Genomic DNA, 25,170 nt, shown 5'->3' with positions numbered 1-25,170 from the left:
GTTCCTCGTTCAGGCGGCCGCTGGTTGTTGGGCGACGGGTTCGAGACCGAAATCTTCAGGGAAATGGTTGAGTGCGGAGATCACGGGGTAGGGCGTCATGCCGCCCATCGCGCACAGCGAACCGGACACCATCGTGTCGCACAGGTCGCGCAGCAGCGTGACCTGCTTTTCGGACGTGTCGCCCTTGCGGATTTTCGCGATCACCTCGACGCCGCGCGTCGAACCGATGCGGCACGGCGTGCACTTGCCGCACGATTCGAGCGTGCAGAACTCCATGGCGTACTGGGCGAGTTCGGCGAGATTCGACGTGTCGTCGTGGACGACGAGGCCGCCGTGACCCACGACCGCGCCAACCGCCGCATACGCCTCGTAGTCCATGGGAATGTCCCACTGGCTTTCGGGCAGATAGGTGCCGAGCGGGCCGCCCACCTGCACGGCGCGTGCCGGACGGCCGCTGGCGGTGCCGCCGCCGTAGTCGACCATCAGCTCGCGCAAGGTCACGCCGAACGCAAGCTCGACGAGCCCGCCGCGCGCGATATTGCCCGCGAGCTGGAACGGCAGCGTGCCGCGCGAGCGGCCCATGCCGAAGTCCTTGTAGTACGACGCACCCTTCGCAAAGATGATCGGCACCGTGGCGAGCGTGATGACGTTGTTGATGACCGTGGGTTTGCCGTAGAGGCCGGCGAGCGCGGGCAGCGGCGGCTTGGCGCGCACGATGCCGCGCTTGCCTTCGAGCGACTCGAGCAGCGCCGTTTCCTCGCCGCACACGTAAGCGCCCGCGCCCTTGGCCACGAACAGCTCGAAGCGCCTGCCGCTGCCGAGCACGTCGTCGCCGAGCCAGCCCGCTGCGCGTGCGCGGCGAATGGCTTCTTCGAGCGCTTCGATCGAATGCGGATACTCGCTGCGCACGTAGATATGGCCAACGGTCGCGCCCACCGCGATGCCCGCAATCGTCATGCCCTCGATCAGCACGTACGGATCGCTTTCCATCACGAGGCGGTCGGAGAACGTGCCCGAATCGCCTTCGTCGGCATTGCAGACGATGTACTTCTGGTCGGCTTGCGCATTCGCGACCGTGCGCCACTTGATGCCGGCCGGGAACGCCGCACCGCCGCGGCCGCGCAGGCCCGACTCGACCAGCGCTTCGCAGATATCGGCGCCGGTCATCTTCAACGCATTGCGCAGTCCTTCGAGGCCACCGTGGGCGACGTAGTCGTCGGTGGAAAGCGGGTCGGTGATGCCGATGCGCGCGAACGTGAGGCGCTGCTGCTTGCGCAGATACGGAATCTGCTCGACGAGGCCGACGCTGCGTGCGTGCTGGCCGCCTTGCAGGAAGCCGGCGTCGAAGAGGGCGCCGACTTCATCGGCGTCGACGTTCGCGTAGCCGACGCGGCCGTCCGGCGTTTCGATTTCGACGAGCGGCTCGAGATAAAGCAGGCCGCGCGAGCCGTTGCGCACGAGCTCGATGCTCGCGCCGCGCGCGGCGGCTTCGCGTTCGATGGCCTCGGCGATGGCATCCGCGCCGAGCGCAAGCGCCGAGGAGTCGCGGGGAACGTAGACGCGTGTCATGCGGCCTCCTCGGTGCGCACGGTCGCGAGCGCGGCAGCGTAGAGCTTGTCGAACTTCTGCGGGGTCACTTTTGCGTGCAACGTGCCGTTAATCATCATGGTGGGCGAGAGCGCGCATTGCCCTAGGCAATAGACGGATTCGAGCGCGACCGGGCCTTCATGCGCGTGCGCGTGTTCGGTGTCGTGTCCGTGCTGTTGGAACCGGCAGCCGGTATGCGCCTCGACGTGCTGCGCGAGCGCCTCGCTACCCATGCTGCGGCAGGCCTCGGCGCGGCACAGCTGGACCGTGACCGGCGCGGGCGGCGCAGTGCGGAAGTGGTGATAGTAGGTGATCACGCCGTGGACCTCGGCGCGCGAGAGATTCAGCGCCTTCGAGAGCGGCACGACCGTGGCCGGCGGCACGAAGCCGACTTCGTCCTGGATCGCATGCAGGATCGCAAGCAGTGTGCGGCCTGGTTGCGCGTGACGCAGGACGAGATCGTCCGGCGCGCTAACTGTTGTCTCTTCCATCATGGGGCTTCTCCTGGGCATATATGCACTTGTTATTCATAAAGTGTGCATCTATGCTGCGGTTGTCTTGTTGTCTGACCGAACAATAGGCCCGTGGAAAGGCGGACGCAATAGGAAGGAATATTTCATAATGATCAAGGTCGAGTGCCATGCGCAGCTAGTCGTGCGCGACGCGGAAGGCCGCGAGGCAAGCCTGACGGACGTTGTGCCGTTGCTTGCGCTCGTCGCCGAGGAAGGAAGCATTGCGCAGGCTGCGCAGCGTAAGGGTTTGTCCTATCGCCATGCGTGGGGTGTTTTGCGTGAAGTGGAGGAGCGCCTGGGGGGCGCGCTGATCGCGAAAGCGCGCGGCCGCGGGTCCGTGCTCTCCGAACTGGGCGAGGCTGTGCTGCGCTCGCAGCGCCTGTGCGGGGAGCGGCTGCAGGGCAACCTCGAGGCGCTGGCCAGTGAAGTGGCCAGCGACCTGAACCGCTGGCTCGCGCCCGATGCGCAGGATCTGCGCATCCATGCTTCGCACGGCTATGCGGTGGCGGCGCTCGTGACGGCGCTCGTCGCCGACCAGGTGCCCGTGGAGATCAAGTACCGCGACAGCGTCGACGCAATCACGGCACTCGCGCGTGGCGAATGCGATCTCGCAGGCTTTCACCTGCCGCGCGGCGACTTTCGGGCCGCCTGCGCCAACGCCTACCGCGGCTGGCTCGATCCGCAGCGGCACGTGCTCATCCATCTCACGCAGCGCAAGCAGGGACTCCTGGTCGGGCGCGGCAACCCGAAGCAGGTCACGGGTCTCGCCGACCTCGCGCGCGGCGATATCCGCTTCGTGAACCGGCAACCGGGTTCGGGCACCCGCATGCTGATCGATCTGCTGCTCACACGCATCGGCGTCGATCCCGAGCGCGTGAACGGCTACGCGTCGTCGGAACTCACGCATTCGGCGATCGCCGCGTTCGTGGCCAGCGGGATGGCCGACGTGGGCTTCGGCGTGGCGCCGGCTGCGCACCATTTCGGGCTCGATTTCATCGAGATCGCCGATGAAGACTACTACTTTGCGTGCGATCGCGGCCATCTTACGCACGAGCCGCTGGCGACCGTGCTGGGTTTGCTGCGCGGCGCGGGGTTCCGTGCGTCCGTTGCGCAACTGGAGGGATACGATCCGGCGTCATGCGGCGACGTGGTGGAACTCGAAGCCGCGTGGGGCGGGCCGCTCGAGGGCGAGGCGCGGCCGTTGTAATAGAAGGCAACGGATTGGCCAGACCACGCTGCAGACTGAGGCGCTTTTTGTGATACTTTCAGTTTGTATTCGCTCTCACGTTTCAGTTGCGCGCCCGTCGCGCCGATCGACCATGAAATTTGTCCTCAAAGTTGGTGCTGCTGCCGCTACGGCGGCAGCGTTGTTGGCTACATTCAACGTTGCCTTTGCGCAGAACTCGCCAGGCGTGCCGGGTGGCATTCTGAGCGATCAGTTCAAGTTCAACGAGCATCCACAGATGCAGTTCGCCGCTTCGGCGCCGTCGGCCAAGTATCAGCATGGCAAGCCGAGCGCCGCACGCAAGCGTGGCGATCTGGGTGATCAGAACGGCTGTAATCTGCAGTGCCCGCAGGACAATTGATGACCCTGGAGGCGCGCGCGAAAGTTGCGCGGCCTGTGGAGCAAAGAAAAACTCGCGAAGCCCGAACGGGCTGTCGCGAGTTTTTTTGTATGCGCTGTGCAGGCGCGGCCGGCGTCGGGACCGTGGCAAGCAAAAAGCCCCGACAGCCTTGCGGCGCCGGGGCTCGAGTCCGATCGTCGTGGACGACCGGAAATATCTGGTGGAGCCGGCGGGAATCGAACCCGCGTCCAGAAGCAGTCCATAACCAGTTCTACATGCGTAGTTCTGTCATTTGATTTAACCGCAGCGACGCGGACGAACACGCTGCGCTACGGCGATTCACTAGATTTTCGACCTTGGCGTCGTGACGCCACCAAGGCTTAACTGACGTAAATGACCTCTGGCGGTATTGCTACCGGTCTTGCGACGCTAGCCCGTCAGTGAGCCAGGCAGAGGACGGCGGCCGTTAGGCTGCCAGTGCGAACGTATCGTCGTTTGCAGTTACGTTTTTCCCATTGATTAACGAGGTGACGGGTCCTCGGCATGCCCTGATTACTTCATAACCCCTGTCGAAACCAGGTCGGCCCCAGAGGTAGGAACAATTATCCCATAGTTCGCCATATGAGGCGAACCGCGCCCGGTTCAAGGGCGCGCGGGCTGTTCGCGATCAAAAGCCGTTTTTACGTCGCCTCAGGCCGGCTTGCGGATGTGCTGAAGCAGGGCGAACAGCGTCGCCGTGGTGTCGGCGACATATTGCGCGTTCCACTGCGACGGCGGCACGTCGTTGCCGCAGTAGCCGTACGCGGCGGCGATCGTCGCCATGCCCGCCGCGGCGCCCGCCTGCACGTCGCGCAGATCGTCGCCGACGTAGACCACGCGCTGCGGCGCAATGCCGAGCGCCTCGGCCGCGTGCAGCAACGGCGCCGGATGCGGCTTGGAATAGGGCGTCGTGTCGCCGCTCACCACACAGCTTGCGCGCGTGTCCAGGTGCATCAGCTTCACGAGCGGCTCGGTGAGACGGGCGACCTTGTTGGTCACGATGCCCCAGCGTACGCCGCGGCCGTCGAGGTCGTCGAGCACCGCGTCGATGCCGGCGAAGAGCGCCGTCTCGATGCGCAGATTCGCCTCGTAGTTGGCGAGAAACTCCTCCCGCATGGCGGCGAACTCGCGATCGTCGGGGCCGATCCCGAACGCGCCGCCAATCAGGCCGCGCGCGCCCGCCGAAGCGAGCGGACGCAGCTTCTCGAGCGGCGTGGGAGCGAGGCCGCGCGCGTGGCGCATCTGGTTGACGGCGGCGGCGAGGTCGGGGGCCGTATCGGCGAGCGTGCCGTCGAAGTCGAACAGCACGGCGTCGCAGGCGGCAAGCGCTGCGGCGCTGTCCGCGGCAGGTTGGGCGTTCGTGGGTGAGTTCATGTCTGGAAGCAATGGCGCGCCGCGCCGGTGTGCAGGAAATACCGCCGGAGCAGGGGGAACCGGCGGCGCCGCTCGTGCATATGCCGTCAGGCGTCGCGCCGGCAGGCGATCATGTAATTGACGCTGGAGTCGTTCGAAAGCGCAAAGTGCCGCGTGAGCGGGTTATACGTGATGCCCTTGATCTCGGCGACGTGCAGGCCGGCGTCGCGCACGAACGCGGCAAGCTCCGAGGGGCGGATGAAGCGCGCGTAGTCGTGCGTGCCCTTGGGCAGCATCTGCGCGATGTATTCCGCGCCGATTACGGCGAGCAGATACGACTTCACGTTGCGATTGAGCGTCGAAAAGAACACCCAGCCGCCAGGCTTCACGAGCGTTGCGCAGGCCTTCACGACCTCGGCGGGCTGCGGCACGTGTTCGAGCATTTCCATGCAGGTCACGACGTCGAACGACGCCGGTTCGCGCGCGGCGATCGCTTCGGCCGCGATCAGCTCGTAGTCCACCGTCACGCCGCTCTCGAGGCTATGCAGGTCGGCCACGCCGAGCGCCTCGCGCGACAGGTCGATGCCTTTTACGGTTGCGCCAAGCCCCGCCATCGATTCGGAGAGGATGCCGCCGCCGCAGCCGATGTCGAGCACGCGCTTGGACGGCAGATGCGCATGGCTGTCTATCCAGCCCAGGCGAACGGGGTTGAGTTCGTGCAGCGGCTTGAATTCGGCGTTCGGGTCCCACCAGCGATGAGCGAGATCGCTGAATTTCTGCAGCTCGTGGGGATCGGCATTCGTCATGTCGTGGCAGCCTGAAGCGCGGTGCGGGTCGGAAAGAATAAGCCCCGAGTATACAGGCGGGTGCACAGGGCAGCAAAATGCCGCGCCGTGCCGTCAGGCTTTCCGGAACGATCACGCCGCGCGGAGACAGGCGAAATGAAAGGCGAAATGAAAGAAGGATAAAACGCGGGATAAAAAAAGCCCCGCCGAAGCGGGGCTTTTGAGACTTGCGGTCGAGAGCTCGCGATTACTGCTTTTGCGTGCCGACGACTTCGACTTCCACGCGACGGTCCGGTGCGAGGCAGGCGATGAGAGCCTTGCGGTTCTTCTGGTTGCAGCCCGTCGTAACCGGGTTGCGCTTGCCCTTGCCTTCCGTGTAGATACGCTCTGCCGGAACGCCCTTGCTGACCAGGTACGACTTGACGGCTTGCGCACGGCGCAGCGACAGACGGTCGTTGTAGGCAACCGAGCCGATACGGTCGGTGTAGCCCGTCGCGACGACGACTTCGAGGTTCAGAGCCTGGATCTTGCTTGCCAGGTCGTCCAGCTTTTCCTTGCCAGCCGGCTTCAGGATGGCCTTGTCGAAGTCGAACAGGGCGTCAGCCTGGTACGTGATCTTCTGGCTGGTGATGGCCGGCGGCGGCGGAGCGACCGGCGGCTGCGGTGCCTGGGCGACCAGGGCGCCATCGCACTTGGCGTTGGCGGTGGCCGGCGTCCAGAATGCATCGCGCCAGCAAAGCTCGTTCGTGCCGTTCATCCACACGTATTCGCCGGTACCATTCACCCAGTTGTCATTGACGGCTTGTCGCGACGCCGGCACCGATTGTGCCTGAGCGGATGCAGCCACAACTGCGGTAGCTGCAATGAACGCGAGCTTTGAAAGTTTATTCATATTTCTCCTCTCGAAATTGAGATTACCGCAGGTTTACTGCGAGCCATATGACGAAGACAAGTCATACATTGCTCGAAGTATAACATTGGCAAGTTGTGGGGAACGCTTTGCGTTGTGTAGACTTCGAGTAGTGTCTAACTTTGTGCGTTGGCATTTTGCCATATCGTTCCCCTCCGACGATAAAAAAAATCCGCCCCTTTCACTGCGGCTGGTCGAACGTGGTACGCCCGCAACAAAAAAGTTCCCTTAATTTTACCTGGTATTGCGCCTGGGTAGCGTGAGCGTCACACATTGTCATCCAAATCGGGGGCGATGCATCTGATTCCGGTTCGCACTGCGGCATTTGCGCCACGCTCAAGGCGCTTTTGAGCCGTTCGGCTTCACTCCTCTAATAGGTATACGCAGGCGGCGGGCGAGGGTGTCGTGCATGGTAGAATCGCGTGATGCGCTGCGTCCGCGGCGTCCATGCGACAGCTGGGCGTCCTGCGGTGACTGCGGCGACCTGCGCTCTTCCAGTTGGGGCGAGGCGCTAGCACACCGCGTGCCCAAATAAGACATCGATAATGGATCAATTCGCCAAAGAGACTCTGCCAATCTCCCTCGAGGAGGAAATGCGCCGCTCGTATCTCGATTACGCGATGAGCGTGATCGTCGGGCGAGCACTTCCGGATGTTCGTGACGGCCTGAAGCCTGTCCACCGGCGCGTGCTCTATGCAATGCACGAGCTGAATAACGACTGGAACCGCGCTTACAAGAAGTCGGCGCGTATCGTCGGCGACGTCATCGGTAAGTACCACCCACACGGCGACACGGCTGTCTACGACACGATCGTGCGGATGGCGCAGAACTTCTCCCTGCGCTACATGCTGGTCGACGGCCAGGGCAACTTCGGCTCCATCGACGGCGACAACGCCGCCGCCATGCGATACACCGAAATCCGCATGGCGAAGATCGGCCACGAGCTGCTGGCCGACATCGACAAGGAAACGGTCGACTTCGGGCCGAACTACGACGGCAGCGAGAGCGAGCCGCAGATCCTGCCCGCGCGCATTCCGAACCTGCTCATCAACGGTTCGTCGGGTATCGCGGTCGGCATGGCCACGAACATTCCGCCGCACAATCTCAATGAAGTCGTCGACGCTTGCCAGCATCTGCTGAAGAGCCCGCAGGCAACGGTCGACGAGCTGATCGAGATCATTCCCGCCCCCGACTTCCCGACCGCCGGCATCATTTATGGCGTCGCGGGCGTGCGCGACGGCTATCGCACCGGCCGCGGCCGCGTCGTGATGCGCGCGGCCACGCACTTCGAGGAAATTGATCGCGGTCAACGCATGGCGATCATCGTCGACGAACTGCCGTATCAGGTGAACAAGCGTTCGTTGCTCGAACGCATCGCCGAGCTCGTCAACGAGAAGAAGCTCGAAGGCATCTCCGATATTCGCGACGAATCCGACAAGAGCGGCATGCGTGTGGTGATCGAGCTCAAGCGCGGCGAAGTGCCCGAGGTCATCCTCAACAATCTGTACAAGGCGACGCAGCTGCAGGACACGTTCGGCATGAACATGGTCGCGCTGGTGGACAACCAGCCGAAGCTGCTGAACCTGAAGGAAATGCTCGAGCATTTCCTCTCGCATCGCCGCGAAGTGCTCACGCGCCGCACGGTGTACGAACTGCGCAAGGCGCGCGAACGTGGCCACGTGCTCGAAGGTCTCGCCGTTGCGCTCGCGAACATCGACGATTTCATCGAACTCATCAAGGCCGCGCCCACGCCGCCCATCGCGAAGCAGGAGTTGATGAACCGCTCGTGGGACTCGTCGCTCGTGCGCGAGATGCTCACGCGCGCGGAGCAGGACAACGCGGCGGCGGGTGGGCGCGAAGCCTACCGTCCGGAAGGGCTGAACCCGCAATATGGTATGCAGTCCGACGGCCTCTACCGTCTGTCCGACACGCAGGCGCAGGAAATCCTGCAAATGCGCCTCCAGCGCCTGACCGGCCTGGAGCAGGACAAGATCATCGGCGAGTACCGCGAAGTGATGGCGCAGATCGCCGACCTGCTCGACATCCTTGCGCGCCCCGAGCGCGTAACTGTCATGATCTCCGACGAACTCACCTCGATCAAGAGCGAATTCGGCGACGCCCGCCGCTCGAAGATCGAGATGAACGCCACCGAGCTCAACACCGAAGACCTGATCACGCCGCAGGACATGGTCGTGACCATGTCGCACGCCGGTTACGTGAAATCGCAGCCGTTGTCGGAATATCGCGCCCAGAAGCGCGGAGGTCGCGGCAAGCAGGCGACTTCGATGAAGGACGACGACTGGATCGACACGCTCTTCATCGCCAACACGCACGACCACATCCTGTGCTTCTCGAATCGCGGCCGCGTGTACTGGGTGAAGGTGTATGAAGTGCCGCAGGGTTCGCGCAACTCGCGCGGCCGTCCGATCGTCAACATGTTCCCGCTGCAGGACGGCGAGAAGATCACGGTCGTGCTGCCGGTCAAGGAGTTCTCGGCCGACAAGTTCGTCTTCATGGCCACGGCGCTGGGCACGGTAAAGAAGACGCCGCTCGAAGCCTTCAGCCGCCCGTTGCGCAAGGGTATTATTGCGGTCGGTCTCGACGACGGCGACTACCTAATCGGCGCTGCGATCACCGACGGCGAACACGACGTGATGCTGTTCTCCGACGCCGGCAAGGCGGTGCGCTTCGACGAGAACGACGTGCGCCCGATGGGCCGCGAAGCGCGCGGCGTGCGCGGCATGCAGCTCGAAGACAATCAGCAGGTCATCGCGCTCCTCGTGGCGGGCGACGAGCAGCAGTCGGTGCTCACCGCGACCGAGAACGGCTATGGCAAGCGCACCCCGATCACGGAGTACACGCGCCACGGCCGCGGCACGAAGGGCATGATCGCGATCCAGACTTCGGAGCGCAACGGCAAGGTGGTTGCGGCCACACTCGTCGACTCCGAAGCGCAGATCATGTTGATCACCACCACGGGCGTTCTGATTCGCACCCGCGTGTCGGAAATCCGCGAAATGGGCCGTGCAACGCAAGGTGTTACACTCATCAGCCTTGACGAAGGTACGAAGCTTTCCGGGCTGCAGCAGGTCGCCGAAGCGGACGCAGAAGTGGACGCCGAAGGTGAGGGCGAAGCAGGCGAAAGCGAAGAGTGATGCGTTATCCGGGCCCGCACAAGCGTGTTCAATCGATGCGCTTACGCGGGCTTTAAGGTGGGTTTCAGCGAACCTTGTTAGTGTCAGCGAAATGAATGGTGTGCCGGGCGGACCAGTGAGCGGGCGCAGAACGCAATGCGGCGCCCCGCAGTCCGCGCGGCAGTGCAAATCGATTAATTTCTCAAAGGGAGTAATGATGCAAAAACGATTCAAGCAGGTGATGTTGCTGGCCGCTCTCGTGCCGACGTTTGCCATGGCTCAGGCGCTCCAGAACCAGGCGCCCGCCCAGGCACCGGCAGCGGCTGCAGCACCCGTCGATCCGGCCAAGCAAGCCGCGATCAAGGACCTGCTCGACGCGATCGACGCACAGAAGCTCGTCGGCGCAATCGGCAACAGCGCCCAGATGCAAGCCAAGCAGCTCGTCCCGGCCATCCTCTCGGACGCGCTCTCGGAAAACAAGACGATGACGGACAAGCAGAAGCAAGCTGCCGTTCCGTCGCTGCAGAAGAACGCCGTGCCGAAGCTGGTTGACTCGGCAGGCCAGGTCTTCGCGACCGACTCGTTCAAGACGGACGCCATGCAAGCTCAGTACGACGCCTACGCGAAGTACTACAGCACGCAGGAAATCAAGGACCTGACCACGTTCTACCGCAGCCCGACCGGCCGCAAGTTCATTCAGGTTCAAGACCAGGTTGGCCGCGACGTCGTGAACAGCCTGATGCAGAAGTACATGCCGCAGTCGATCAAGGCAACGCGCGACCAGGCCGACAAGGAAGTCGCTTCGGTCAAGGTCGGCAAGTAAGTCTGGCGTCACGCGCCCTCTGGCCCGCAGCCATGATGTACGGCAGCGGGGCCGGATCGGCCGCGTAGACCGGGAAGCCCGTCGCCACGCCGTGCGTGGCGGGTTCCCGGCGACAATGCGATAATGGTCGTTTGCGCGATGAGCGCAAGCGGCCATTTTCTTTTTTCTGGCGTGTTTTCCGGCGGTTTTTGCCACAGCGCCTGCCTCGGGGATCCCTTTACGATGCGCGTCTACAACTTCTCAGCTGGGCCGGCAGCGCTGCCAGAAGAAGTCCTGCGTCAGGCCGCTGACGAAATGCTCGACTGGCACGGCAGCGGCATGGGTGTGATGGAAATGAGCCATCGCGGCCCGGAATTCATGCAGATCCACGCCGAGGCGCTGCTCGATCTGCGCGAGTTGATGCAGGTCCCCGCAAGTCACCAGATCCTGTTCCTGCAGGGCGGCGGCATCGGCGAAAACGCGATCGTGCCGCTCAACCTGTTCGGCTCGAAGCCGCGCGCCGACTTCGTCATCACCGGCTCGTGGTCGCAGAAGTCGCAGAAGGAAGCGCTCAAGTACGGCGCAGCGCATATCGCCGCGACGGGCCGCACCGAGGCCGGCTTCACGCATTCGCCGCCGAAGGGCGAGTGGCAGCTCTCCGACGACCCCGCCTACGTGCACCTGTGCACGAACGAGACGATCGACGGCGTCGAGACCTTCGAGATTCCCGACCTCGGCGACATTCCGCTCGTGGCCGACGCCTCGTCGCACATCTTGTCGCGCCCGATGGACATCGCCAAGTACGGCGTGCTCTACGGCGGCGCGCAGAAGAACATCGGCATGGCGGGCGTGACGGTCGTGATCGTGCGCGAAGACCTGCTCGACCGCTCGATGCCGATCTGTCCTTCGGCGTTCGAATGGAAGACCGTGGCCGCGAACAACTCGATGTTCAACACGCCGCCCACCTACGCGATCTATATCGCCGGGCTCGTGTTCAAGTGGTTGAAGCGTCAGGGCGGTCTCGAAGTCATCGAGGCGCGTAATGTGGAAAAAGCGAAGCTGCTCTACGACACGATCGACGCGAGCAGCTTCTATATCAACAAGGTGGAGCGCCGCGCGCGCTCGCGGATGAACGTGCCGTTCTTCCTCGCAGACGAAACACGTAACGCAGATTTCCTCGCCGGCGCCAAAGAGCGCGGGCTGTTGCAGCTGAAGGGCCACAAGTCCGTCGGCGGCATGCGGGCATCGATTTACAACGCGGTGCCGCTCGAAGCAGTGAATGCGCTGGTCGAGTACATGAAGGAATTCGAGGCGAAGCACGCGTAAGCGCTCCTCGCTCACTGGGCGAAGCGGCGCCGCGCGCATCCTTTCAGATTGCCGGTTTCACGCATGGACGACGAACTCAACTCCCAACTCAAACCGCTGCGCGAACGCATCGATGCAATCGACGCGCAGCTCATCGCGCTCCTGAACCAGCGCGCCTCGGTCGCGCTCGAAGTAGGCGAGGTCAAGAAGCATTTCAACGCGCCGGTGTTTCGCCCGGAGCGCGAGCAACAGGTGATCGAGCGCCTGCAGAACATGAGCGTCGGCCCGCTCGGCAACGATCACATCAGCGCGATCTGGCGCGAGATCATGGCCGCGAGCCGCTCGCTCGAAAAGACGATTTCGGCCGCGTTCCTCGGCCCGGTCGGCACCTATAGCGAACAGGCGATGTACCAGTACTTCGGTCAGTCGATCGAAGGCCTGCCGTGCCCGTCGATCGACGAGGTGTTCCGCTCGGTCGAGGCGGGCGCCGCCGAGTTCGGCGTCGTGCCGGTCGAGAACTCGACCGAGGGCGCCGTTTCGCGCACGCTCGACCTGTTCCTCGAAACGCAGCTCGTCATAGGCGGCGAAATCGCCTTGCCGATTCAGCACAATCTGATGACGCAAAGCGGCAACCTGCAAGGCGTGACGCGCGTGTGCGCGCACCCGCAGGCGCTCGCACAGTGCCAGCACTGGCTGACGGCGAACGCACCGCAGCTCGAGCGTCAGCCGGTGTCGAGCAACGCCGAGGCCGCGCGCCTCGCCGCCGCCGACCCGACGGTCGCCGCGATTGCGGGCGATCGCGCCGCCACGCACTACGGTCTGCTGATCGCGAACGCGCTGATCCAGGACGACCCGCACAACCGCACGCGCTTCGTCATGATCGGCAAGCAGCCGGCGGGCGCGACGGGGCGCGACCAGACCTCGATGATCGTGTCGGTGAAGAACGAGCCGGGCGCTGTGTACAAGCTGCTCGAGCCGCTCGCGCGCCACAGCGTGTCGATGACGCGTTTCGAGTCGCGGCCGGCGCGCCTTGGCAGCACGTGGGAGTACTACTTCTACATCGACTTCGAAGGTCACCGCGACGAACCCGCCGTGGCCGCCGCGCTCGACGAACTCAGCAAGAAGGCCGCGTATCTGAAGATCCTCGGCTCGTATCCGCGCGCACGCTAACGCGCGGAAGGCGCGGGCGGCCCGCCGCCAACCGCCGCCCGCCGCATGAATGTGCCGGGCGGCGCGCCTTTCCCGATCCGTCTGGATGAGACCGTTGTACGCCCGGCGCCTTGAGCCCTGGAGAGACGCATGACCACGCAATTCGGCCCCTCGTATGTGCGCGCCATCGCGCCTTACATCGCCGGCAAACCGATTTCCGAAGTCGCGCGCGAGTTCGGGCTCGACGAAGCGCGCATCGTGAAGCTCGCCTCGAACGAGAATCCGCTTGGCATGCCCGAATCGGCGCAACGCGCGATCGTGCAGGCCGCGAGCGAACTGGGCCGCTATCCCGATTCGAACGCGTTCGAGCTGAAGGCCGCGCTGGCCGCGCGCTACGACGTGCCGTCCGAGTGGATCACGCTCGGCAACGGCAGCAATGACATTCTCGAAATGGCCGCGCATGCGTTCGTCGAGCGCGGTCAGGCGATCGTCTATTCGCAGTACTCGTTCGCGGTCTATGCGCTCGCGACCCAGGGCCTCGGCGCGCGCCATATCGTGACGCCGGCGGTGCGCTACGGCCACGATCTCGACGCGATGCTGGCGGCGATCGACGAAGATACGCGTCTCGTGTTCGTGGCGAACCCGAACAACCCGACTGGCACGTTCGTCGACGGCGCGACGCTCGAGGCGTTCATCGCGAAGGTGCCCGCGCATGTCGCGGTCGTGCTCGACGAGGCGTACACGGAATACCTCGCGGCCGGGAAGCGCTATGACTCGATCGCGTGGGTGCGCCGCTTTCCGAACCTGCTCGTTTCGCGCACGTTCTCGAAGGCCTACGGACTCGCCGGCCTGCGTATCGGCTTCGCGATCGCGCAGCCTGAACTGACCGATCTGCTCAACCGTCTGCGCCAGCCGTTCAACGTCAACACGCTCGCGCAGGCCGCTGCGATTGCCGCGCTCGGCGACACGCCGTTCCTCGAGCGCAGCGCGGCGCTCAATGCAGAAGGCTATCGCACGCTCACCGCGGCGTTCGAGCGCCTCGGCCTCGAATACGTGCCGTCGGACGGCAATTTCGTGCTGGTGCGCGTGGCGAAGGACGCAGCGGACGACGGCGCCGGCGAGCGCGTGAATCTCGCGCTGCTCAAGCAAGCCGTGATCGTACGTCCGGTGGGCAACTATGGCCTGCCGCAATGGCTGCGTGTGACGATCGGCTTGCCCGAGGAGAACGCGGCATTCGTCGCGGCCCTCGAGCGAGCGCTTGGCGCGCCGTGAGCGCGCAACCTTTACTTTTTCGGTGACGTCGTGAGTGCGTTTTCGTTTAACAAACTGGTGATTTTCGGCGTGGGCCTGATCGGCGGGTCGCTCGCGCGCGCGTTGCGCGAGCGCGGTTCGCACGGCGGCCAGGGCGCGCAGGTGATCGGCGTGGGCCGCAGCGCAAAGTCGGTAGCGCGCGCGCTCGAACTGGGCGTGATCGACGCCGCCGCGACGCTCGACGACGAAGCGGCGCTCGCCGCCGCGCTCGCCGGCGCCGACATCGTGCTGATCGCGGCTCCCGTCGCGCAAACCCAGGCGCTGCTCGAGCGCATCGCGCCGCACCTGGGGCAAGCCACCATCGTGACCGACGCCGGCAGCACCAAGAGCGACGTGATCGCCGCGGCCCGTGCCGCGCTCGGCGCGCGCATCGCCCAGTTCGTGCCGGGGCATCCGATCGCCGGGCGCGAGTCGAGCGGCGTCGACGCCGCGTTGCCCGATCTCTACGTGGGCCGCAACGTCGTGCTGTGCCCGCTCGCGGAAAACGCGCCGGCAGCGGTCGAGCGCATTGCTGCGATGTGGCGCGCCACGGGTGCCGTGATCGGCGAGATGCCGGCCGCGCAGCACGATCGCGTGTTCGCGTCGGTGAGTCATTTGCCGCATGTGTTGTCGTTTGCGCTCGTCGACCAGATTCTCGCGTCGCCCGACGCCCAGCTGAAATTCTCGTTCGCTGCGGGCGGCTTCCGCGACTTCACGCGCATTGCCGCGTCGAGCCCCGAAATGTGGCGCGACGTGTGCCTCGCGAACCGTGCCGCGCTGCTCGCCGAACTCGACGGCTACACTGAGGTGCTGGCGAGGTTGCGCGCGGCCATCGACGCCGGCGACGGCGCGGCGCTCGAAACCGTGTTCGCGCGTTCGCGCGCGGCGCGCGAGGCATGGCAGGAGCGCGGCGGCAAGGGCGCGGCAGCGCCCATCGATGTGGCACCAGGCAAATAAGCAAGCAGGACCCAGCCCGACGGCGCGCGCGCCGCAACCCCAGGCAACCCCAGGTACCACCAGGCATTCTCAGGACACGCTCATGGAACACCTCGATCTCGGACCGTTCACCCGTGCGTCCGGCACGATCCGTCTGCCCGGCTCGAAGAGCATCTCGAACCGCGTGCTGCTGCTCGCGGCGCTGGCCGAGGGCGAAACGACCATCACGAACCTGCTCGACTCCGACGACACGCGCGTGATGCTCGACGCGCTGGAAAAGCTCGGCGTGAAGCTCAAGCGCGAAGACGACACCTGCGTCGTACAGGGCACGCGCGGCGCGTTCCAGGCGGTGCGCGCGGATCTCTTTCTCGGCAACGCAGGCACGGCGGTGCGTCCGCTCACGGCCGCGCTCGCGGTGAACGGCGGCGACTACCGCATTCACGGCGTGCCGCGCATGCACGAGCGGCCGATCGGCGACCTCGTCGATGGCCTGCGCCAGATCGGCGCGAAGATCGACTACGAAGAAAACGAAGGCTACCCGCCGCTGCGCATCCGCCCGGCGCCGATTTCGGTCGAGGCGCCCATCCGCGTGCGCGGCGACGTGTCGAGCCAGTTCCTCACGGCGCTTCTGATGACGCTGCCGCTCGTGCGCGCCAAGGACGGCGTCACGATCGTCGAGGTGGACGGCGAGCTGATCTCCAAGCCCTACATCGAAATCACGATCAAGCTGATGGAGCGCTTCGGCGTGAAGGTCGAGCGCCACGGCTGGCATCGCTTCGAGATTCCGGCGGGCGTGCGCTACCAGTCGCCGGGCAAGATCATGGTCGAGGGCGATGCGTCGAGCGCGTCGTATTTCCTCGCCGCCGGCGCGATCGGGGGCGGCCCGCTGCGCGTGGAAGGCGTGGGACGCTCGAGCATCCAGGGCGACGTCGCGTTCGCCGCGGCGCTCATGCGCATGGGCGCGAACGTCACGGTCGCCGACGACTGGATCGAGGTGCGCGGGATCGGCAACGATCACGGCAAGCTCGACCCGATCGACATGGACTTCAACCTGATTCCCGATGCGGCCATGACGATCGCCGTGGCGGCGCTCTTCGCCGACGGCGCGACCACGCTGCGCAACATCGCGAGCTGGCGCGTGAAGGAAACCGACCGCATCGCCGCGATGGCCACGGAACTGCGCAAGGTGGGCGCGAACGTGGAAGAGGGGCCCGACTACCTGATCGTGCGTCCGCCTGAGACACTCACGCCGAACGCCGCGATCGACACGTACGACGATCACCGCATGGCGATGTGCTTCTCGCTCGTGAGCCTCGGCGGTGTGCCGGTGCGCATCAACGATCCGAAGTGCGTCGGCAAGACGTTCCCCGATTACTTCGAGCGCTTCCTGGCGCTCGCGCAACCTTGATTCAAATGAAGCCGACTATCTTTGCCGCATGAAATCGACCCGTCCCTTTTATCCGACGCCCGTCATCACGATCGACGGCCCGACCGCCTCCGGCAAGGGCACGGTGGCCGCGCTGGTCGCCGCGCAACTCGGCTTTCACCTGCTCGACAGCGGCGCGCTGTATCGGCTGGCGGCGCTCGCGAGCGTGCGCTACGCGATCGCGGCCGATGACGCCGAGAGCCTTGCGAAGCTGATCGACGACCTCCACATCACGTTCCGCGAGGGGCTCGCGCAGCTCGACGGCATCGACGTGTCGAACGAAATCCGTGCCGAGGAAGTGGGCAACCGCGCCTCGATGATCGCCGCGCATCCGGCCGTGCGCACCGCGCTCGTGGCGCGCCAGCGGGCGTTTCGCAAGCTTCCCGGGCTCGTTGCGGATGGCCGCGACATGGGCACCGTGATCTTCCCGGACGCCGTTCTGAAGGTGTTTTTAACGGCCAGCGTGGAGGCCCGTGCGGCCCGCCGGCATAAGCAATTGATCCAAAAAGGTTTTTCTGCTAATATGGATGACTTGCTTCGGGATTTGCGTGGACGCGACGCGCGCGACAGTAACCGCGCGGCCGCACCGCTCAAGCCTGCAGCAGATGCGCAGCTTCTCGATACTTCGGCGCTCTCCGTCGACCAGGCGGTCGAACAGGTGGTGCAGTGGTATCAGGAGTCTAGCCAACTGCGGCCCGTACGGTAATCCGCGAACGGGGCAAAGCGCAGTAAAGAAAGCAGTAAGCAGTACGAGTAGGTGCCCTGGAAAGCAACAGGGCGTGTGTTAAACCCTTTAACCCCGTATGGCTTTTGCATCTGCGCCGTGAGCATCGTGTTCCGGCCTCAACGCCCGGCAGTCAAGACCGACTGGCGAGGTAGCGAAAACCATGCAAATCCAGATTTTTATGTCCGACCTGCAAACCTCCACCCCGAATACCGAATCTTTCGCGGCTCTGTTCGAAGAGTCGCTGACCCGCCAGGACATGCGCGCCGGCGAAGTGATTTCCGCCGAAGTCGTGCGCGTCGACCACAACTTCGTGGTCGTCAATGCTGGTCTCAAGTCCGAAGCCTATATTCCGCTCGAAGAATTCCTGAACGACGCGGGTGAAGTGGAAGTGCAGGCGGGTGATTTCGTTTCCGTCGCGATCGACGCGCTGGAAAACGGCTACGGCGACACCATCCTGTCGCGCGACAAGGCGAAGCGTCTCGCTTCGTGGCTGTCGCTGGAAAAGGCTCTCGACAACAACGAACTCGTGACCGGCACGATCACGGGCAAGGTCAAGGGCGGCATGACCGTCATGGTCAACGGCATCCGCGCGTTCCTGCCGGGTTCGCTCGTCGACACGCGTCCGGTCAAGGACACGACGCCGTACGAAGGCAAGACCCTCGAATTCCGCGTCATCAAGCTCGACCGCAAGCGTAACAACGTCGTGCTGTCGCGCCGCGCAGTCATCGAAGCCACGCAAGGCGAAGAGCGCGCAAAGCTGCTCGAAACGCTCAAGGAAGGCGCGATCGTCAACGGCGTGGTCAAGAACATCACCGACTACGGCGCGTTCGTGGACCTCGGCGGCATCGACGGCCTGCTGCACATCACCGACATCGCATGGCGTCGCGTGCGTCACCCGAGCGAAGTTCTCTCGGTTGGCCAGGAAGTCACCGCGAAGATCCTCAAGTTCGACCAGGAAAAGAACCGCGTTTCGCTCGGTATCAAGCAACTGGGCGACGATCCATGGGAAGGCATCTCGCGCCGTTACCCGTCGGGCACGCGCCTGTTCGGCAAGGTCACGAACATCACCGACTACGGCGCGTTCGTCGAAGTCGAATCGGGCATCGAAGGCCTGGTTCACGTGTCGGAAATGGACTGGACCAACAAGAACGTTGCTCCGTCGAAGGTTGTCCAGCTGGGCGACGAAGTCGAAGTCATGGTCCTCGAGATCGACGAAGACCGCCGCCGCATCTCGCTCGGCATGAAGCAGTGCAAGCCGAATCCGTGGGATGACTTCAGCCGCAACTTCAAGAAGGGCGACAAGCTCCAGGGCGCGATCAAGTCGATCACCGACTTCGGCGTGTTCATCGGTCTGCCTGGCGGTATCGACGGTCTGGTTCACCTTTCGGACCTGTCGTGGTCGGAAACCGGCGAAGAAGCCGTTCGCAAGTACAAGAAGGGCGACGAAGTCGAAGCCGTGGTTCTGGGCATCGACGTCGAGAAGGAACGCATTTCGCTCGGCATCAAGCAGCTCGAAGGCGACCCGTTCAGCAACTTCGTTGCTGTCAACGACAAGGGTTCGATCGTCGACGGCGTGGTCAAGTCGGTTGACGCCAAGGGCGCAGTCGTGACGCTGAACGCCGACGTCGAAGGCTACCTGCGTGCTTCGGAAATCGCGCAAGACCGCGTGGAAGATGCTCGCAACGTGCTGAAGGAAGGCGACAAGGTCAACGCGATGATCATCAACATCGATCGCAAGTCGCGTGGCATCAACCTGTCGATCAAGGCGAAGGACTCGGCTGAAACGCAGGAAGCCCTGCGCAGCATGTCGGCTGATTCGGGTCAGGCTGCCACCGGCACGACCAACCTCGGCGCGCTGCTGAAGGCCAAGCTCGACGGCCAGAACCAGTAAGCCTCAAACGGGGGCAAGCTGAAGTATGACCAAATCTGAATTGGTCGCGCAGCTGGCTACGCGATTTCCGCAACTTGTTCTCAAGGACGCGGATTTCGCGGTCAAGACGATGCTCGATGCGATGTCCGAGGCGCTTGCCAAGGGCCATCGCATCGAAATTCGTGGCTTTGGCAGCTTCGGCCTGAATCGTCGGCCGTCGCGCGTCGGTCGCAATCCCAAGTCGGGTGAAAAGGTGCTGGTGCCTGAGAAGTTCGTGCCGCACTTCAAGCCGGGCAAGGAACTGCGCGAGCGCGTGGACCGTAATTCGGGCGAGCCGCTGAAGGCGGACGAGCCGGACGACGACCTGTAAGCGTTGGATCGTTTTCGATCGGGCGGTTGCGGTCGTCGGCGGTCAATGCCAGATGGCCAGAATGCATGGACCGGTAAAAAGCGCTGGGGTGAACAACCCCGGCGCTTTTTTTTCGTCTGCGCCTTTTCGACGCGGTTAGTTCCGGCAAGCCAGGTTGCCTGGCTCAGTGCTCGCTCACACGTGTCGGCCCGCGAGCCGTTCAATTACAATACGGGACACTTCGGCGCGGCTTGTGCTGCGGCGCAGCATGTCCGCCGTGCCGGCGCCTTTCTCAACTGCCAAGAGAATCCTTCAATGAGATTGATCGCCTGGGTGCTCCGTGTGCTGGTGTTCGTACTGCTGCTCGTCCTTGCGCTCGCCAACACGCAAACCGCGACGCTGAACTTTCTGGCCGGATATTCGTGGCAGGCCCCGCTGATCCTGATCGGCCTCGCGTTTTTTGTCGTGGGGCTGCTGGCGGGGCTGCTTTCCGCGCTGCCCGGCGTGTTCCGGCTGCGCATGGAAAACGGCCGCCTCAAGCGCGACTTGCGGGTGGCGCGTGAAACGCCCACGCCGAGCGTCGAGCCGCCGCTGCCGCCGCTTATCTGATTTGTATTGCCGTGCCGCGCGCCTGAACGCGAGCGGCTGATTTTCCGCTCATACCATCGCTCGCATGGATCTCGATTTTTGGTGGCTCCTCGTCATTCCCGTGGCTTTCGCGCTCGGCTGGATGGCGTCGCGCTACGACCTGAAGGCACTGCTTTCCGAAAGCGCCAACCTGCCGCGCTCGTATTTTCGCGGCCTGAATTTTCTGCTCAACGAGCAGCCGGACAAGGCCATCGACGCGTTCATCGAGGTCGCCAAGCTCGACCCCGAAACCGTCGAGCTGCACTTTGCGCTCGGCAATCTGTTTCGCCGCCGCGGCGAGACCGACCGCGCAATCCGCGTGCATCAGAATCTGCTCTCGCGTTCCGACCTGCCCGTGAACGAGCGCGACCACGCGCTCTATGAACTCGGCCAGGATTTTCTGAAGGCCGGCATGCTCGACCGCGCCGAAGAGACCTTCGGCAAGCTCAAGTCGGGCGACTTCGCGCTCGGCGCCCAGCGCGCACTGCTCGCGATCTACGAGATCGAGAAGGACTGGAACCGCTGCATCGATACGGCACGTCATCTCGAAACGATGGGCGCGGCTTCGCTCGACCTCGAGATCGCCCAGTTCCACTGCGAACTCGCGCAGGAAGCGCTCCAGCAGAAGAAGCGCGACGAAGCGCGCCGTCAACTGGCGCTCGCGCTCAAGGCCAATTCGCAGAACGTGCGCGCGACGATCCTCGCGGGCGACGTCGACGCCGCAAGCGGCGATTGTGAGACTGCGCTTGGCCACTGGCGCGAAGTCGAAGCGCAAAACCCCGCTTATCTGCCGCTCGTGGCCGAAAAGGTCATGAAGGCCTACGAGACGCTCGGCCGTGCCGAAGAGGGCGCACAATTGCTCACGACGTGGGTCGACGCGTATCCGTCGAACGATCTGCTCGACGTCGCCTACAAGCATGTCGCCGCGCTGCGCGGCGCCGATGCGGCGCACGCGCTCGCCCGCACGCAGATGCAGAAGTCGCCGAACCTCGCCGGCATGGCGCGCCTGCTCGAAGCTCAGCAGGCCACGGCAGAAGAGCCGCGCCGCAGCGAACTCGAGCTGATGCGCAAGCTGCTCCAGCAGCGCACCAAGAACCTGCCTCGCTACACCTGCCAGAACTGCGGCTTCCGGGCGCGCCTCTTCTACTGGCAGTGTCCGGGCTGCAGCGGCTGGGAAACCTATGCGCCGCGCCGTGTCGAGCCGGTTCCCGCGTCGAGCTGAGCCTTAAGGGCGCGCGTGCCCGGCCCGGCATCAGCCGGCCGCGCCCACAATCATTCCAACATCCGCATCTGTCACCGGAGCGCCTATGAAGATCACCATTGTCGGTACCGGCTACGTCGGCCTCGTCACCGGTGCGTGTCTCGCCGAAATCGGCCACGACGTGTTTTGCCTCGATGTCGATCCGCGCAAGATCGATATCCTGAATGGCGGCGGCGTCCCGATTCACGAGCCGGGCCTGCTCGAACTCATCGCGCGCAACCGCGCGGCCGGGCGCATTACCTTTTCCACCGACATCGCGGCGAGCGTCGAGCACGGCGAGGTGCAGTTCATCGCCGTGGGCACGCCGCCCGACGAAGACGGCTCGGCCGATCTCCAGTACGTGCTCGAAGCGGCGCGCAGCATCGGCCGCCACATGAACGGCTTCAAGGTGGTCGTCGACAAGTCGACGGTGCCGGTCGGCACGGCGCAGCGCGTGCACGGCGTGCTGGCCGAAGAACTGGCGAAGCGCGGCCTCGCACAGAGCGTGGATCACCGCTTCTCGGTCGTCTCGAACCCCGAGTTTCTGAAAGAAGGCGCGGCGGTGGACGACTTCATGCGCCCGGACCGCATCATCATCGGCCTCGACGAGGACGAGAACGGCACCGCCGCGCGCGAGAAGATGAAGCGCCTCTACGCACCGTTCAACCGCAATCACGAACGCACGATCTACATGGACGTGCGCTCCGCCGAATTCACGAAGTACGCGGCCAACGCCATGCTCGCCACGCGCATCTCGTTCATGAACGAGATGGCGAATCTCGCCGACCGCGTGGGCGCCGACATCGAGTCGGTGCGCCGCGGCATCGGCTCCGATCCGCGCATCGGCTATCACTTCCTCTATGCGGGCTGCGGCTATGGCGGCTCGTGCTTCCCGAAGGACGTGCAGGCGCTGATCCGCACGGCCGCGGAGACGGGCCAGAACCTGCGCGTGCTCGAAGCCGTCGAGGAGGTCAATCACGGCCAGAAGGAAGTGCTCGTGAAGAAGATCGCCAGCGTGTGCGGCGACGACCTCACCGGCAAGCACTTTGCCGTGTGGGGCCTCGCGTTCAAGCCGAACACCGACGACATGCGCGAAGCACCGAGCCGCCGCCTGATCGCCGACCTGCTCTCGCGCGGCGCCACGGTGGCGGCGTGGGACCCGGTCGCGGCCGAAGAGGCGCAGCGCGTATTCGCGCTCGATCTCGCGCACGCGCCGGAGCAGCACGAGCGCCTGACGTTCGCGTCGAGCCAGGACGACGCGCTCACGGGTGCCGACGCGCTCGTGATCGTCACCGAATGGACCGCCTTCAAGGCGCCCGATTTCGCGCATTTGAAGAAGGTGCTCAAGGCACCGCGTATCTTCGACGGACGCAACCTTTACGAGCCCGACGCCATGGCGGAGCTCGGCATTGACTATCACTCGATTGGGCGGCCTCATGTCAATCTCGCAAACTCCGCAGCCTGAAGCCGCGCCCGTCGCCGCGCTTGCTACGGCGATCGCGCCCGAAGTGCGCGTCGTGCCGCGCGAAAAGCTCGCGACCTCGCGCGTGCTGGTGGTGGGCGACGTCATGCTCGACCGCTACTGGTTCGGCGACGTCAACCGTATTTCGCCGGAAGCGCCGGTGCCGGTCGTGCACGTGCAGCGCAAGGAAGACCGCCTGGGCGGCGCCGCGAACGTCGCGCGCAACGCGGCGGCGCTCGGCGCGCATGCGGGCCTCCTGTGCGTGGTGGGCCACGACGAGCCCGGCGAGCGCATCGTCGAGCTGCTCGACGAAAGCAACGTGAACGCGTATCTCGAGCGCGATCCCGCCTTGCCGACCACCATCAAGCTGCGCGTGCTGTCGCGCCAGCAACAGCTGCTGCGCGTGGACTTCGAAGACACGCCCGCGCACGAGATCCTGCTCGCCGGCCTCGCGCGCTTCGACGCGTTGCTGCCCACGCACGACGTGATCCTGCTCTCCGACTACGCAAAGGGCGGTCTCACGCACGTCACGCAGATGATCGCGAAGGCGCGCGCCGCGGGCAAGGCGGTGCTCGTCGATCCCAAGGGCGACGACTGGGAACGCTATCGCGGCGCGAGCCTCATCACGCCCAACCGCGCGGAGCTGCGCGAAGTGGTAGGCACGTGGAAGTCCGAGGAGGACCTGCACGCGCGCGTGACGAAGCTGCGCCGCGAACTGCAGTTCGACGCGCTGCTGCTCACGCGCTCGGAAGAGGGTATGACGCTCTTTTCCGATGACGGCGCGCTGCACGCGGCGGCTGACGCCCGCGAAGTGTATGATGTCTCGGGCGCCGGCGACACGGTGATCGCGACCGTCGCGGTCATGCTGGGCGCGGGCTTGCCGCTCGTCGAAGGCGTTGCGCTCGCGAATCGCGCGGCCGGCATCGTGGTCGGCAAGCTCGGTACGGCCACCGTCGACTACGACGAACTCTTTCAATAACGTTGTGCACGCGAGCGCGCAGCGCTCGCGCCCCGGCCGGCATTTCCGCAGCGTTTTTCCGGCGGGCTATCAACCTCGCGTGAACCTCGTCACCGCAGACCTATCATGACCCTCATCGTCACCGGCGCGGCCGGCTTCATCGGCAGCAACATCGTCAAGGCGCTGAACGAACGCGGCGAAGACCGCATCATCGCCGTCGACAATCTCACCCGCGCGGACAAGTTCAGGAATCTCGTCGATTGCGAGATCGACGACTACATCGACAAGACCGAGTTCGTCGAGCGCTTTGCGCGCGGCGATTTCGGCGACGTGCGCGCGGTGTTCCACGAAGGCGCCTGTTCGGACACGATGGAAACCGACGGCCGCTACATGATGGACAACAACTTCCGCTATAGCCGCGCCGTGCTCGACGCGTGTCTCGCGCAGCGCGTGCAGTTTCTGTATGCGTCGTCGGCGGCGATTTACGGCGGCTCGACGCGCTTCGTCGAAGAGCGCGAAGTGGAAGCGCCGCTCAATGTGTACGGCTATTCGAAGTTCCTGTTCGACCAGGTGATCCGCCGCGTGCTGCCCACGGCGCAAAGCCAGATTGCGGGCTTTCGCTACTTCAACGTGTATGGTGCGCGCGAAACGCACAAGGCGCGCATGGCGTCGGTGGCGTTCCACAACTTCAACCAGTTCCGCGCCGAAGGCCGCGTGAAGCTGTTCGGCGAATACAACGGTTATGCGCCTGGCGAGCAGACGCGCGACTTCGTCTCGGTCGAGGACGTGGTGAAGGTGAACCTGTTCTTCTTCGATCATCCGGAGAAGACGGGCATCTTCAATCTGGGCAGCGGCCGTGCCCAGCCGTTCAACGACATCGCCACGACCGTGGTGAACACGCTGCGTGCGATGGAAGGCAAGCCTGCGCTCTCGCTCGCGGAGCAGGTCAAGGAAGGGCTGATCGAGTACATCCCGTTCCCGGACGCGTTGCGCGGCAAGTATCAGTGCTTCACGCAGGCGGACCAGTCGAAGCTGCGCGCGGCGGGCTACGACGCGCCGTTCCTGACGGTGCAGGAAGGCGTGGATCGTTACGTACGTTGGCTTTCTGGCCAGGTGTAACGCAAAGCCCTGACTTCATAAACTG

Annotated in this window: 22 protein-coding genes and 1 other RNA gene; 17 read left to right on the top strand and 6 right to left on the bottom strand. The window is 64.5% G+C overall.

Annotation, left to right across the window (positions count from 1 at the left end):
- Positions 1-9 precede the first annotated feature (9 nt).
- Both AB4Y40_RS05175 and AB4Y40_RS05170 read right to left on the bottom strand, forming a co-directional pair.
- On the bottom strand, positions 10-1,569 hold the full coding sequence (locus AB4Y40_RS05175; RefSeq protein ID WP_368686682.1) for a formate dehydrogenase beta subunit: 1,560 nt from the start codon (positions 1,567-1,569) through the stop codon (positions 10-12).
- Positions 1,566-2,078 carry an NAD(P)H-dependent oxidoreductase subunit E gene (locus AB4Y40_RS05170; RefSeq protein WP_368686731.1) on the bottom strand — a complete coding sequence of 171 codons (513 nt, stop codon included), beginning with the start codon at positions 2,076-2,078 and terminating at the stop codon, positions 1,566-1,568. Before AB4Y40_RS05170 ends, AB4Y40_RS05175 begins: the two co-directional genes overlap by 4 nt.
- A gap of 130 nt (positions 2,079-2,208) precedes the next feature.
- Here AB4Y40_RS05170 and AB4Y40_RS05165 point away from each other — a divergent pair, with 130 nt between their 5' ends.
- Together AB4Y40_RS05165 and AB4Y40_RS05160 are read left to right on the top strand one after the other, a co-directional pair.
- Positions 2,209-3,306 carry a substrate-binding domain-containing protein gene (locus AB4Y40_RS05165; protein ID WP_368686681.1) on the top strand — a complete coding sequence of 366 codons (1,098 nt, stop codon included), beginning with the start codon at positions 2,209-2,211 and terminating at the stop codon, positions 3,304-3,306.
- A gap of 112 nt (positions 3,307-3,418) precedes the next feature.
- On the top strand, positions 3,419-3,685 hold the full coding sequence (locus tag AB4Y40_RS05160; protein WP_342924989.1) for a hypothetical protein: 267 nt from the start codon (positions 3,419-3,421) through the stop codon (positions 3,683-3,685).
- Positions 3,686-3,882: 197 nt separating this feature from the next.
- Here the strand turns inward: AB4Y40_RS05160 and ssrA are convergent.
- The 4 genes from ssrA to ompA form a co-directional block, all read right to left on the bottom strand.
- Positions 3,883-4,252, bottom strand: a transfer-messenger RNA (tmRNA) gene (gene ssrA, locus AB4Y40_RS05155).
- 102 nt (positions 4,253-4,354) lie between these two features.
- Positions 4,355-5,077: an HAD-IA family hydrolase gene (locus AB4Y40_RS05150; RefSeq protein WP_368686680.1), complete on the bottom strand. Its 723-nt coding sequence runs from the start codon at positions 5,075-5,077 to the stop codon at positions 4,355-4,357.
- 86 nt (positions 5,078-5,163) lie between these two features.
- A complete protein-coding gene (gene ubiG, locus AB4Y40_RS05145; protein ID WP_368686679.1) occupies positions 5,164-5,862 on the bottom strand; it encodes a bifunctional 2-polyprenyl-6-hydroxyphenol methylase/3-demethylubiquinol 3-O-methyltransferase UbiG in 699 nt (232 codons plus the stop codon).
- A 226-nt stretch (positions 5,863-6,088) separates the two neighbouring features.
- A complete protein-coding gene (gene ompA, locus AB4Y40_RS05140) occupies positions 6,089-6,733 on the bottom strand; it encodes an outer membrane protein OmpA (RefSeq protein ID WP_042260999.1) in 645 nt (214 codons plus the stop codon).
- Between the two features lie 563 nt (positions 6,734-7,296).
- Between ompA and gyrA the strand changes: the two genes are divergently transcribed.
- The 15 genes from gyrA to rfaD all read left to right on the top strand — a co-directional run bounded on the left by gyrA (position 7,297) and on the right by rfaD (position 25,145).
- Positions 7,297-9,906, top strand: a complete 2,610-nt coding sequence (gene gyrA, locus AB4Y40_RS05135) for a DNA gyrase subunit A (protein ID WP_368686678.1) — start codon at positions 7,297-7,299, stop codon at positions 9,904-9,906.
- Positions 9,907-10,102: 196 nt separating this feature from the next.
- Positions 10,103-10,708, top strand: a complete 606-nt coding sequence (locus tag AB4Y40_RS05130) for a DUF2059 domain-containing protein (RefSeq protein WP_028208183.1) — start codon at positions 10,103-10,105, stop codon at positions 10,706-10,708.
- Positions 10,709-10,930: 222 nt separating this feature from the next.
- Positions 10,931-12,013, top strand: coding sequence for a 3-phosphoserine/phosphohydroxythreonine transaminase (serC, locus tag AB4Y40_RS05125; RefSeq protein WP_368686677.1), 1,083 nt, complete (start codon positions 10,931-10,933; stop codon positions 12,011-12,013).
- Positions 12,014-12,076: 63 nt separating this feature from the next.
- On the top strand, positions 12,077-13,162 hold the full coding sequence (gene pheA / locus AB4Y40_RS05120) for a prephenate dehydratase (RefSeq protein ID WP_368686676.1): 1,086 nt from the start codon (positions 12,077-12,079) through the stop codon (positions 13,160-13,162).
- A gap of 129 nt (positions 13,163-13,291) precedes the next feature.
- A complete protein-coding gene (hisC, locus tag AB4Y40_RS05115; protein WP_368686675.1) occupies positions 13,292-14,413 on the top strand; it encodes a histidinol-phosphate transaminase in 1,122 nt (373 codons plus the stop codon).
- A 30-nt stretch (positions 14,414-14,443) separates the two neighbouring features.
- Entirely contained in the window at positions 14,444-15,388 is a 945-nt protein-coding gene (locus tag AB4Y40_RS05110; RefSeq protein WP_368686674.1) for a prephenate dehydrogenase, read from the top strand.
- A gap of 82 nt (positions 15,389-15,470) precedes the next feature.
- Positions 15,471-16,775, top strand: a complete 1,305-nt coding sequence (aroA, locus tag AB4Y40_RS05105; protein WP_368686673.1) for a 3-phosphoshikimate 1-carboxyvinyltransferase — start codon at positions 15,471-15,473, stop codon at positions 16,773-16,775.
- Positions 16,776-16,803: 28 nt separating this feature from the next.
- Entirely contained in the window at positions 16,804-17,499 is a 696-nt protein-coding gene (gene cmk, locus AB4Y40_RS05100) for a (d)CMP kinase (RefSeq protein WP_368686672.1), read from the top strand.
- 181 nt (positions 17,500-17,680) lie between these two features.
- Complete coding sequence (gene rpsA, locus AB4Y40_RS05095) at positions 17,681-19,411, top strand: 30S ribosomal protein S1 (RefSeq protein WP_158758332.1); 1,731 nt, start codon at positions 17,681-17,683, stop codon at positions 19,409-19,411.
- Positions 19,412-19,436: 25 nt separating this feature from the next.
- The gene (locus AB4Y40_RS05090; protein WP_027817382.1) at positions 19,437-19,760 is read left to right on the top strand and encodes an integration host factor subunit beta; all 324 of its coding nucleotides are present in this window, start codon (positions 19,437-19,439) and stop codon (positions 19,758-19,760) included.
- Between the two features lie 294 nt (positions 19,761-20,054).
- A complete protein-coding gene (locus AB4Y40_RS05085; protein ID WP_368616247.1) occupies positions 20,055-20,348 on the top strand; it encodes a lipopolysaccharide assembly protein LapA domain-containing protein in 294 nt (97 codons plus the stop codon).
- Between the two features lie 64 nt (positions 20,349-20,412).
- Positions 20,413-21,588, top strand: coding sequence for a lipopolysaccharide assembly protein LapB (lapB, locus tag AB4Y40_RS05080; protein WP_368686671.1), 1,176 nt, complete (start codon positions 20,413-20,415; stop codon positions 21,586-21,588).
- Positions 21,589-21,673: 85 nt separating this feature from the next.
- Entirely contained in the window at positions 21,674-23,071 is a 1,398-nt protein-coding gene (locus tag AB4Y40_RS05075; RefSeq protein ID WP_368686670.1) for a UDP-glucose/GDP-mannose dehydrogenase family protein, read from the top strand.
- Entirely contained in the window at positions 23,043-24,047 is a 1,005-nt protein-coding gene (gene rfaE1, locus AB4Y40_RS05070; RefSeq protein WP_368686669.1) for a D-glycero-beta-D-manno-heptose-7-phosphate kinase, read from the top strand. Before AB4Y40_RS05075 ends, rfaE1 begins: the two co-directional genes overlap by 29 nt.
- 105 nt (positions 24,048-24,152) lie before the next feature.
- Entirely contained in the window at positions 24,153-25,145 is a 993-nt protein-coding gene (gene rfaD, locus AB4Y40_RS05065; protein ID WP_368616012.1) for an ADP-glyceromanno-heptose 6-epimerase, read from the top strand.
- Positions 25,146-25,170 lie beyond the last annotated feature (25 nt).

The sequence above is a fragment of the Paraburkholderia sp. EG287B genome (assembly GCF_040965595.1).
In the GTDB taxonomy this organism is placed as follows: domain Bacteria; phylum Pseudomonadota; class Gammaproteobacteria; order Burkholderiales; family Burkholderiaceae; genus Paraburkholderia.
Note: the sequence above shows the minus strand (reverse complement) of the source record. Positions and strands in the feature narration are given on the sequence as shown.